12 protein-coding genes are annotated in these 8,938 nt (G+C 62.4%); 6 read left to right on the forward strand and 6 right to left on the reverse strand.

The genetic code is table 11. From position 1 onward, the window contains the following. Positions 1–468: 468 nt before the first annotated feature. Both LPJ38_RS32475 and LPJ38_RS32480 read right to left on the reverse strand, forming a co-directional pair. Positions 469–810, reverse strand: a complete 342-nt coding sequence (locus LPJ38_RS32475) for a phasin (protein ID WP_008555763.1) — start codon at positions 808–810, stop codon at positions 469–471. A 134-nt stretch (positions 811–944) separates the two neighbouring features. Then, positions 945–1,130 carry a hypothetical protein gene (locus tag LPJ38_RS32480; RefSeq protein ID WP_008555766.1) on the reverse strand — a complete coding sequence of 62 codons (186 nt, stop codon included), beginning with the start codon at positions 1,128–1,130 and terminating at the stop codon, positions 945–947. A gap of 699 nt (positions 1,131–1,829) precedes the next feature. On the opposite strand from LPJ38_RS32480, the gene LPJ38_RS32485 reads away from it, so the two are divergent. Then, complete coding sequence (locus tag LPJ38_RS32485) at positions 1,830–2,180, forward strand: hypothetical protein (RefSeq protein ID WP_145629186.1); 351 nt, start codon at positions 1,830–1,832, stop codon at positions 2,178–2,180. 45 nt (positions 2,181–2,225) lie between these two features. Here the strand turns inward: LPJ38_RS32485 and LPJ38_RS32490 are convergent, their stop codons facing one another. Next, positions 2,226–2,801 (reverse strand): hypothetical protein, encoded by a 576-nt coding sequence (locus LPJ38_RS32490; protein WP_145629188.1) that lies wholly within the window; start codon positions 2,799–2,801, stop codon positions 2,226–2,228. 45 nt (positions 2,802–2,846) lie between these two features. After that, the gene (locus LPJ38_RS32495) at positions 2,847–3,377 is read right to left on the reverse strand and encodes a GcrA family cell cycle regulator (RefSeq protein WP_145629190.1); all 531 of its coding nucleotides are present in this window, start codon (positions 3,375–3,377) and stop codon (positions 2,847–2,849) included. A gap of 164 nt (positions 3,378–3,541) precedes the next feature. On the opposite strand from LPJ38_RS32495, the gene LPJ38_RS32500 reads away from it, so the two are divergent. Continuing rightward, positions 3,542–4,150, forward strand: a complete 609-nt coding sequence (locus tag LPJ38_RS32500) for a S24 family peptidase (RefSeq protein WP_011088876.1) — start codon at positions 3,542–3,544, stop codon at positions 4,148–4,150. Positions 4,151–4,249: 99 nt separating this feature from the next. After that, complete coding sequence (locus LPJ38_RS32505) at positions 4,250–4,525, forward strand: hypothetical protein (protein WP_145629192.1); 276 nt, start codon at positions 4,250–4,252, stop codon at positions 4,523–4,525. A 39-nt stretch (positions 4,526–4,564) separates the two neighbouring features. Here the strand turns inward: LPJ38_RS32505 and LPJ38_RS32510 are convergent, their stop codons facing one another. Beyond that, on the reverse strand, positions 4,565–5,539 hold the full coding sequence (locus LPJ38_RS32510) for a quinone oxidoreductase family protein (protein ID WP_145629194.1): 975 nt from the start codon (positions 5,537–5,539) through the stop codon (positions 4,565–4,567). A gap of 222 nt (positions 5,540–5,761) precedes the next feature. On the opposite strand from LPJ38_RS32510, the gene LPJ38_RS32515 reads away from it, so the two are divergent. The 3 genes from LPJ38_RS32515 (at position 5,762) to LPJ38_RS32525 (ending at position 8,445) form a co-directional block, all read left to right on the forward strand. After that, positions 5,762–5,962: a hypothetical protein gene (locus tag LPJ38_RS32515; protein ID WP_060736655.1), complete on the forward strand. Its 201-nt coding sequence runs from the start codon at positions 5,762–5,764 to the stop codon at positions 5,960–5,962. Positions 5,963–6,106: 144 nt separating this feature from the next. Continuing rightward, entirely contained in the window at positions 6,107–7,054 is a 948-nt protein-coding gene (locus LPJ38_RS32520) for an AAA family ATPase (protein WP_167520263.1), read from the forward strand. A gap of 5 nt (positions 7,055–7,059) precedes the next feature. Next, entirely contained in the window at positions 7,060–8,445 is a 1,386-nt protein-coding gene (locus LPJ38_RS32525) for a vWA domain-containing protein (RefSeq protein WP_145629198.1), read from the forward strand. 25 nt (positions 8,446–8,470) lie between these two features. Here LPJ38_RS32525 and LPJ38_RS32530 read toward each other — a convergent pair whose 3' ends face one another. Continuing rightward, positions 8,471–8,653, reverse strand: coding sequence for a hypothetical protein (locus LPJ38_RS32530; RefSeq protein ID WP_145629200.1), 183 nt, complete (start codon positions 8,651–8,653; stop codon positions 8,471–8,473). Positions 8,654–8,938 lie beyond the last annotated feature (285 nt).

Here is an 8,938-nt window from a genome sequence, read left to right on the forward strand (position 1 = left end):
CGCAATTTCCTGGATCGTGCTGCGGATGAGCGCCTCGGCCGCGAGCGAACGCATGTAGGGTTGGCCGATGCACCGGTATTTGAGACGAATCGGCCCGTTGCTTGCCGCTATCGTGGGCCCTTGAACATATCGCCTACCCTCGCCGCCGACGCCCAGCAGGGCGCCGACGTCGCCAAGCGCTGGCGCGCGTTGTCACGTGGTGGCGAACGAACTTTCCTTTGAGCCGGACCGAAGCTGCCGATATCGCGGCCTATATCGGATCGCTGCGCCGCTAGAGCCCCGATCGATTGCGGTCTCCCAAAAACTGCAAATCCCTGCCGGAGGACCGACAGGGATCAGCAGAAAAGATGACGGACGGCGAATGGAGGCCCATCCGGTGGCCCGTCATGGACCTGCCCCCGGATCAGAATGCGCATCTCGCCGCGGCGCAAGACCAATTTGTGGGCACGCAGCGCGGCACCGACAGAATCAGGACTTGCCCTTGCCCGACTGCATGAAGCTACCGGACATCTGGCGCATGTGGTCCCCGGCGCTGGTAAACTGACTGCGCAGGAAGTCGGACTGGATTCGCATCGCTTCTTGCAGGTCCGTGGCGTGAACGAGCTTGCGCGCATGCTCGAATGCCGACTTCATGTTTTGCTCGGTGAAAGCAAGCGCCTGCTTCGAAACCTCCGTTCCTGCGCCCGGAACGGTCGACATCGATTTGGTGGCCGCCTCGAAAAACATGCCGAAGGCCTTTTCGGCCTGGTCAATCGTCTTTTCGGCCAAATCGCGCAGTTCAGCCGGAACTTCGAGCTTCGGTTCGATCATGGTCGCACTCCTCCCATTTTCTGACTGAATACCACATTTGCCCGACCGCCTTCCAGCGGCCAGCCTCCGGAGCAAACGTCGTCCGGTCGCCGGATCTGGCGGAAATGAAGGGCGAAGAGCCGGCGCGGTCTGGCTCAGGACAAGGGATGTTCGGGAAGGGCTTCTTCGGTGGCGAGGTCTTCGACGAGCTTGATGACTTCGAAGCGCTGCCGAGGCTCGAGCTTCAGGAACGCGCGGAGCAGGCGCAGGCTTTCCACGGTACCGGTCGCAGGCGCGCCGAGCTTGAGGTGCAGTTCAGCCGCGAAATTGAGGTTCTTCATCTCGCACCTATGGCAAGCATCGGTCCTTCACGTTCCGGAGGCGAAGTCGCATGCGAGATCCGAATGCCGCAACCAAATTCAATGGCAACCATCAGATTTCTGCTTCTTCGACAACAGGCCGATCCCGGAACGGTCGGCCTAGCCGAACAGGTTGTAAGTATGACAAGGAACAACCCCTCCGGCAAGCCCAACGGCCGGCGCAGCGATGCTTGGTCCGCATCGCACCCCGGCAATTCCGGATAACAGGAATATCGATGGCCGTCACCCACCTGCGTCAAGAAGCGGCATCAATCACGCATATGGACTTGATTGCCGTCAATTGGCTCAGTGTTTCGCCTTTGTTTCCGATGCGAATAGACGTTTGCAGGCAGTTGGCGCCGGGCAGCTTATGCACGTATGTGTTGAGTGGCGCTTCCGCGGTTGTATCGTCAGTAACATGAACGTCGGCTGCCTGCCCCTAGGACGCGGTAAGTCGACCGACTTGCAAAGCGCCCAGAGACGATGCCTTCCTTAAGTCCTCTGGAATGCGCCCCGTTTTGACGCGCTCCCCAGCGAGGTTCGGCGCCCGATCTGTCGTCCACCGGTGAACCCTTGTTCAGGCACGAACGACAAAGCGGTTGCGGAACGGCCACGCAGATCGCGGCGCCATGGCTGATAGACTCATGATCTGGGCGCGTGCCACCACCAAAGGACGACCACATGCTTTCTCGCTGCATCAAGGGCGCCGCGGTCGCGCTTCTCACCTTCTCGACCCAAGGCGCATGGGCGCAGGAGACCAAGATGAACCTGTTCAAGATCGTCACCATCAAGGACGAAATCGTCGTCGGATTGTCGGCCGAGGAGCTTCAGGCGCTCGGTGGCAACGACGCGAGCGCCGTTGCGCATGCGCTGGCCCAGAAGGGCGATCTCTCCGTTTGGCAGTATAACGTGCATCGGGGCCCGAACGGCGAATTGCAGCAGGCTCCGACCGCCAAGATCGGGCTTCTGGCCAGCGCCTCGCTCCGTGTCGAACCCTATACGACGCCCTACAAGATCGTACCGCATCCGTGATCGGCAGACGGCATGCCCGCGGCCGAAACCGCGGGCATGCCGTCGTCATTTGCGCTGCTCCGCTCGTGAGATCGCCGCTTCCGTGGCGAATCCGTAGATCAGCGCCAGCCGGTCCAGGCATTCCCGAAAGCGCCGCGCAAAATAATCGTTCCAGCGCTGCGTGCGAACGGCGCGACGCTGCCCGATCTGATCCATCGTCAAGCCCAGCACCAGCACGTCGTGCACCAATGCCGCACCGTCGGTGCCGAGTTCGCGCTCGACCCTGTTCAGCCGCAGCACGGCCTGCCGCTGGATCTCGGTGACCGGCTCGCGCGTGCGCGCGCCATCGACATATTCGCGGGTCGGATCCATCGCCTGTGGTCCTCGCTCCGCCCTTTCCCAATCGTTCTGGAAGGCGCGCCCGCCGCGATATTGTGCCTCATCGATCTGATGATGCGCGAGGAGCCGGCCGAGCGGATCGCTGCGGATCGATCGGACTGCGACGATCTTCTCGCCGGGATCGAGCGCCAGCGGATTGTCGATCTCGACCTCGGCCACCTCGGCATTGAATGGCACGTCGCGGGACCGCCGGTCGTAGATCCTCGCCAATTTGTAAGACTTGTTGCGTCGGGCACGTGCCACTCGGATGCTCCTTGCGAATTTGACGATTCAACGGATGGCACGAGGTCAGGCCGCAGAGACCAGCCTCAGCACGACGGGACCGGCGACACGTGCGGCCCCAGTTCCAGAGCGGCGCGTCAAACGCGCATGCGGCGCGCAATAGCTGGAGCCGGGCTGGCACGGATGGCCGCAGAAGGCGATCCCCTCCCCGTCCTTGTCACCGCCATAGGGATAGCGGCAGTCGGCAGACTCGAGTTCGACCAGTTGGATGAGGCGCGGCTGAACGCCGACACAACGCAACTTCACCTGCGCAGCAGGCTTCATTGCGGATTTCGGCGGTAGGTTCAGGTTCGGCAGCACCGCGCGGCGTGGCGAAACGGGGGCCTCACCCGGCAAATATGGCGCGATCGCGGGGCTCGTGATCCATTCCGGTATGACGAGCCCGAGCCGCTTGGCGCGGCCGATCACCGCGTTGCGCGTGTAAGCCGTTCCGAACCTTGCGTTAATCTGCCTTCCGATCTCCGCATAAGACATGCCCTTGAGAAAATAGTCGCGAAGCGCGTCGGAATGCTCCGACGGCCAATGGCCCGGTTCCATGCTGCTGTCCTGTGATGCGCCTGCTCCGATCGCAGGATCGGGTGGCGGCGGCCACATTCCGGTATTCCGAAGCCGATGTCAAGCAATATTTCTGATATTCATAATTGCAATAATTCCGAATTTCGGATTACAAGAGCGGACGGTGCGCAATCGAGGGAATCACCATGTTGGACGTTGCAATGATCGAGCGAGGCCTGGAAAAGACGGGCAAGAGCAAGGGCGGCCTGGCGGCGGCCATGGGCGTGCGGCCCGGCGCGGTCTCGGAGATCCTCGGCGGCGAACGCCTGGTGAAAGCCTCGGAGATCATCCCGATCATGGAATATCTCGAGCTCAATCTCGCGCCGATCATGGGGCGCGTCGGCGCCGGTGCGGTGATCGAACCGGATTATGAACAGGTTCCGCCGGAGGGGCTCGGCGACATCGCGCTACCCTTCCCGATCATGGAAGAGACGATCGCATTCGAGATCGTGGGCGATTCGATGCTGCCCAAATACGAGAGCGGCGACGTCATCGTGGTCTACAAAGACCAGCGTCATCCGCTGTCGAGCTTCTACGGCGAAGAGGCCGTGGTCCGGCTCAAGACCGGCGAGCGCTATTTGAAGACCATCGAGCGCGGGAAAAGCCCGTCCGTCGTCAATCTCAACAGCTTCAACGCCAAGCCGATCGTCGGCGTGAAGCTCGACTGGGTCGGCGAGATCTGCCTCTCGATGCCCAAGGGACAGCTCGAGCGGCTGCGCGCCAAATCGGCCCGCCCCCGCAAGAAGGGCAAGTAGGCTTCGATATTCCGATTTTCGGAAATCGACCTTGACTTTCTTCCGGTTTTAAGAAATACTCTGCCGCACGTTCGACTGGGCGCGCGGCAGGTTCGTTTCATGCAATATTTCGTCGTGATGATCGACTATGGCCGGCGTGGCCGCGAAGCGGTTGTCGACCCCGAGATCACGCGGCGCGAGGTCATCTCCCGCATCGCTTCGGGCGAATACCGGAACGTCTCGTTCATCCACGAAATCGCCGAGAATTCGGTCGAGGACGTGACCGAAGTCCTCCTGGCCGAGGCTGCCCTGCCCCGGATTCCGCCCGACGATATCGACCTCCAGGCAGCCAGCCTCGATCACGCCCGCGATCTGCGCAAGCACGAGCGGACGTGACGAAAGCCGACCGCCTGCGCCACGCCGTCCGGCTGGACATCACACCATGAGCACGGTCGATCCCGTGGTCTTGCGCGCGGCGAGATCGGCATGCGCCTTGGCGGCGTCCTTCAGAGGATAGGTCTGGTGCACCTCGATCTTGACTGCGCCGGACTTGACCACGTCGAACAATTCGGCTGCCATCGCAACGAGGCTCTCGCGCTTGGCGGCATAGGTGAACAGCGTCGGCCGCGTGACGTAGAGCGAGCCTTTCTGCGCCAGCAGGCCGAGATTGAGCGGCTCCACCGCTCCGGAGGATTGGCCGAACAGCGCGGCAACGCCGAGCGGCGCGAGACAATCCAGCGATTTCAGGAACGTGTCCTTGCCGACGGAATCATAGACGACCGGCACCTTCTTGCCGCCGGTGATCTCGTCGACGCGCTTCACGAAATCCTCGCGCGTGTAGATGATGACATGGTCGCAGCCATGTGCCTTGGCGAGCTTGGCCTTCTCGTCATTGCTGACTGTGCCGATCACGGTTGCGCCGAGATGCTTGGCCCATTGGCTCAGGATCAGGCCGACACCGCCCGCCGCGGCATGAAGCAGAATGGTATCGCCGGCCTTCACCCGATAGGTCTGCCGGATCAGATATTGCGTCGTCAGCCCCTTGAGCATCATCGCCGCTGCGGTCTTGTCGTCGACCCCATCCGGCAGCTTCAACAAGCGATCGGCGGGGATAAGCCGGGCCTCGGAATAGGCGCCGAGCGGCGAAGCACCGTAGGCGACACGATCGCCCGGCTTCAGATCGGTGACGCCTGCGCCGACGTCCTCGATGATACCGGCCGCCTCGCTGCCGAGCCCGCTCGGCAGCTGCGCCGGATAGAGGCCCGAGCGATTATAGATGTCGACGAAATTGAGGCCGACGGCCGTGTGGCGAATGCGGGCCTCGCCCGGACCGGGCTTGCCGACGCTGACCTCCTCCCAGACCAGGACTTCCGGGCCGCCGGTCTTATGAAAGCGAATGGCATGCGTCATGGGCTTGCTCCCTTATCGTTGCAGTGAATCTCAGAGACCTGATTGGCCTGGGAAATAGGCATTTGGTCCGCCCGTTACAGTACAGACACGTAACAAGAATGTCACAGCGAACGACAAACCCACGCCGTTCCGCCTCTGTTCGGAAAAGTTGATGACGAGCCTGGCGCACGTGGCAGTAGCCTTCACGCGGGGTTTGGTCGTCGTCTGCGAAGGAGAGCCGAGATGCCAGCTTATGTTCAGCATCATCAGGATGTCGATATCGCGCCCGTGAATTGCCCCACCTGCATGGGGTTCCTGCCGATGTATGTGCGCGAGGTCGAGCCGCATTGGAGCCTTGCCAAGATCGACTTTGTCTATGAATGCGCCGATTGCGGCGCCGAGCTCAGACAAACCATCCGCAAGCCGGAGCTGCTGCGACACTGATTGCGTGCGAGCACCGCTCAACTATTTGCGTTGAGCGGAAAAAACGCGGTTCGCGCGGGTCTGATGCCTCCCAAACGAGGCTTGTTCTTTGCCCAGAACGCAGGCAGAACAAGCCTCGAGCAGGACCTTTGGGAGCGCCCTTTCGTGGCTGATCAGAAGGCCTCGACGTCGATCGAGGCAGTGGAGAGCGGCCTCGCCGCGCAAGGCTATATCGCGAGCCGGCAGATCGCGACCGCCGTTTATCTGTCGCAACAGATCGAGAAGCCGATCCTGGTCGAGGGCCCCGCGGGCGTCGGCAAGACCGAGCTCGCCAAGGCGATCGCCGCCTGGCGCGGCATGAAGATGATCCGCCTGCAATGCTACGAGGGTCTCGACGAGGCCAAGGCACTGTACGAGTGGAAATACGCCAAGCAGCTTCTCTACACGCAGATCCTGAAGGACAAGCTCGGCGAAGTGCTCGGCGGCGCGCAGACGCTGCATGCCGCGCTCGCCCAGCTCCATGACTTCGGCGACGTGTTCTTCTCGAAGGAATTCGTCGAGCCGCGCCCCCTGCTCCAAGCGCTGGAGCAGCCGGGTGGCTGCGTGCTCCTGATCGACGAGATCGACAAGTCGGATGCGGAATTCGAATCGCTGCTGCTGGAAATCCTGTCCGATTTCCAGGTCACGATCCCCGAGCTCGGCACCGTCTCCGCGATCACGCCGCCGACCGTCATCCTCACCTCCAACAGCGAGCGCGACCTCGGCGATGCCTTGAAGCGGCGCTGCCTGCATCTCCACATCGGCTTTCCCGAGCAGCGGCTGGAGGAACGCATCGTCGAGAGCCGCGTGCCCGGCATTTCCCAGACGCTGCGCCGGCAGATGGTCGGCTTCATCCACGAGGTTCGCTCGCTCGATCTGAAGAAGTTGCCCTCGGTCAGCGAGACCATCGACTGGGCGCGCGTGCTGGTGCTGCTTCAGGCCGCCGAGCTCGACACCGACATTGTCAAGGACACGCTCAACGTGCTCCTGAAGTACGAAGCCGACATCGAGGCGGCATCGCCGCAGGTCACGAGCTTCATTGCCAAGGCGGCACGGTCCAACGTCTTCGGTTGACGCCGATGCGCGAGAATCTACATCGTTTCTTTCGGGCGGCACGCGGCGCCGGCGTTCACGTCTCGCCCGCCGAGAGCATCGATGCGATGCGCGCGGTCAAGCAGGTCGGCTTCTCCGACCGCGCCATCCTGCGCGATGCGCTGCTGCTGACGCTCGCCAAGTCGCAGGACGAGAAGCTTGCGCTCGGCGACTGTTTCGATCTCTTCTTCAGTCAGCCGGAACCGCGGCAGGATCAGCCCGAAACGGAGAACGACGCCGCTTCGGACGAGGACTCACGGGACGGAGAACAGTCTTCCGCGGGCGCGACAAGCGATGCCGGCGACGGTCGGCCTTCCCAGGAATTGGGCCCGCTGGCGCAGATGCTGCTGTCGCAGGATCGCAACGCGCTTGCGGCAGCGATTGCCAGTGCCTCGGGCGCTGCCTCGCTCTCCGATATCCGCTACTCCACCCAGCGCGGCATCTTCTCCAGCCGCATCCTCGACGCCATGGGCCTTCAGCGCCTGCGGGATGATCTCGAGGAGTTAACCGCGACCAACCCGTCGCTGGCCGAGCGTCTGCGCGCCGCGCTCGATGCCCTGCGCGAAGCCGTGCGTGACACTGTCTCTCAGGGACTTGCCCTCTACGCCCGGGAGGAGGCCGAGAACCTCCGCAACGAGATCCTGCGCAACGCGCCGCTGGCGCGCATCGAGCGCCGCCAGGTCGCCGAGATGCGCGCCCTGATCCGCCAGATCGCTCGGCGGCTGCGCGAGCGCTACTCGAAGCCGCGCAAGCGGCAGCGTCGTGGCCACCTCGACGTTCGCCGGACGCTCCGGCGCAACGCAGCCTGGGGCGGCGTTCCGTTCCTCACCGCATGGAAGCGCAAGCATCGCGACCGGCCCAGGATCGTCGCGCTTTGCGACGTCTCCGGCTCGGTCGCCCAGGTCTCCGACTTCTTCCTGCTGCTGATCCACTCGCTCCACGAGGTGGTCGACGACGTCCGCTCGTTTGCCTTCTCCTCGCATCTGATCGAGGTCAGCGAGACGCTGGAGAAGAACTCCCCGGAGGAAGCGATGGCCGAGATCATGTCCAAGGTCGGCTTCGGCTCCTCCGACTATGGATCCTCGCTGGTCGATTTCGAGAAGGACTTCATGAGCACGCTGACGCCGCAGACGACGGTGATCGTGCTTGGTGATGCCCGCAGCAACAACCTCGATCCGCGCGCCGACATCCTGCGTCGTATCTCCGAACGCTCGAAGCGATTGGTCTGGCTCAATCCTGAAGGACGGCTCGCCTGGGGCTTTGGCGATTCCGAGATGCCGCGCTACGCGACCTTCTGCAGCGTCGTACGCCAATGCGCCACCGCACAGCAGCTCGAGCGCGCTGTGTCCGATATCGTGGCGACTTATCAATGAGTGGCGTCTAGGCTCGTCCCTGACATCAGGCGGCGGTCAACTCGGCCTCGGCGCGATTACACTCCCGAAAGTGATACGCGATTTCGTCGAGTGCACGCTGCTCCCATTCCTGCGCTTGCGCGAGCCAGAAGACCCGCCGCTCGAAATCGCGCGCTGCGCGCTCGCGGCACAGGGACTCCTGACTACGAATTTCCACCAGCCTGTTCATGCACTCCACTCCTGCCTGTGAAGCCATCTCCGCGAGAAACCTAACAGACTTCCGAACGCCCCGTCTCATCATTTCTCTCCATATTGCGACGCAGAATGGGACAACAGGACTTCCCGTGCAGCGCAACAGTCCGCATCGCGAGACATGCCTAAATCATTAATATGTGATCGTGGTCTCGGACAGTATTTGCAGTCGAGCGATCTTAACTCTTGTGGCGCAATGAAGTGCGGCAATTTGTGAAGAGGAGTTCTAAACAAGCCGACCGAATTCCCGACTCATTGTCGT

It is taken from the genome of Bradyrhizobium daqingense (assembly GCF_021044685.1).
GTDB classification, from domain to species: domain Bacteria; phylum Pseudomonadota; class Alphaproteobacteria; order Rhizobiales; family Xanthobacteraceae; genus Bradyrhizobium; species Bradyrhizobium daqingense.

Coding starts and splice junctions, on each gene's coding strand:
- LPJ38_RS32475 (WP_008555763.1), bottom strand. CDS start 810: ATGATCGAACCGAAGCTCGAAGTTCCGGCTGAACTGCGCGATTTGGCC.
- LPJ38_RS32480 (WP_008555766.1), bottom strand. CDS start 1,130: ATGAAGAACCTCAATTTCGCGGCTGAACTGCACCTCAAGCTCGGCGCG.
- LPJ38_RS32485 (WP_145629186.1), top strand. CDS start 1,830: ATGCTTTCTCGCTGCATCAAGGGCGCCGCGGTCGCGCTTCTCACCTTC.
- LPJ38_RS32495 (WP_145629190.1), bottom strand. CDS start 3,377: ATGGAACCGGGCCATTGGCCGTCGGAGCATTCCGACGCGCTTCGCGAC.
- LPJ38_RS32500 (WP_011088876.1), top strand. CDS start 3,542: ATGTTGGACGTTGCAATGATCGAGCGAGGCCTGGAAAAGACGGGCAAG.
- LPJ38_RS32505 (WP_145629192.1), top strand. CDS start 4,250: ATGCAATATTTCGTCGTGATGATCGACTATGGCCGGCGTGGCCGCGAA.
- LPJ38_RS32510 (WP_145629194.1), bottom strand. CDS start 5,539: ATGACGCATGCCATTCGCTTTCATAAGACCGGCGGCCCGGAAGTCCTG.
- LPJ38_RS32515 (WP_060736655.1), top strand. CDS start 5,762: ATGCCAGCTTATGTTCAGCATCATCAGGATGTCGATATCGCGCCCGTG.
- LPJ38_RS32525 (WP_145629198.1), top strand. CDS start 7,060: ATGCGCGAGAATCTACATCGTTTCTTTCGGGCGGCACGCGGCGCCGGC.
- LPJ38_RS32530 (WP_145629200.1), bottom strand. CDS start 8,653: ATGAACAGGCTGGTGGAAATTCGTAGTCAGGAGTCCCTGTGCCGCGAG.